At 63.4% G+C, this 741-nt stretch carries 1 protein-coding gene; it reads right to left on the bottom strand.

Annotated features, from left to right (window positions below):
- Nucleotides 1-741: aconitase family protein (locus B879_RS24120; RefSeq protein ID WP_238542235.1), on the bottom strand; the 741-nt coding region annotated here is incomplete at both ends.

Raw genomic sequence — 741 nt, 5'->3', positions numbered from 1 at the left:
GCCGCGAGGTCGTTGGCCTGGATGGCCTCGGAGATCTCGGCTTCCAGCGGACCGGAGTTGCCGATGCACGTTGCGCAGCCGTAGCCCACGATGAAGAAGCCAAGCTTCTCCAGGTACGGCATGAGGCCGGACTTCTCGTAGTACTCGGTGACAACCTTCGAGCCGGGGGCGACCGAAGTCTTGACCCACGGCTTGGACACCAGGCCCTTTTCCACTGCCTTGCGTGCCAGCAGAGCTGCGGCAAGCATGACCGAGGGGTTGGAGGTGTTGGTGCAGGAGGTGATCGAAGCGATCGAGACCAGACCGTGGTCGATGGCGAAGCTGGTGCCATCGGCCGTGGTGACCTCGACGCTGGTCGACGGGCGACCGATGTTCAGCTCGTCGGCTGCACCTGCGGCGTAGTTGTGGATGTCCTTGCGGAACTGCTCCTTCGCGCTGGAGAGCTCGATGCGGTCCTGGGGACGCTTCGGGCCGGCGATGGAGGGAACCACAGTGGACAGATCCAGCTCGAGGAATTCCGAGAAACGGATTTCACGGCTCGGATCGTGCCACAGGCCCTGCTCCTTGGCGTAGGCCTCAACGAGGTCCACGTTCTCCTCGGAGCGGCCGGTCAGGCGCAGGTAATCCAGGGTGACGTCATCGATCGGGAACATGGCCGCAGTGGAGCCGAACTCCGGGGACATGTTGCCGATGGTCGCGCGGTTTGCCAGCGGAACTTCGGCAACACCTTCGCCGTAGAAT

The organism is Cecembia lonarensis LW9, from assembly GCF_000298295.1.
Classification (GTDB): Bacteria; Bacteroidota; Bacteroidia; order Cytophagales; family Cyclobacteriaceae; genus Cecembia; species Cecembia lonarensis.
Note: the sequence above shows the minus strand (reverse complement) of the source record. Positions and strands in the feature narration are given on the sequence as shown.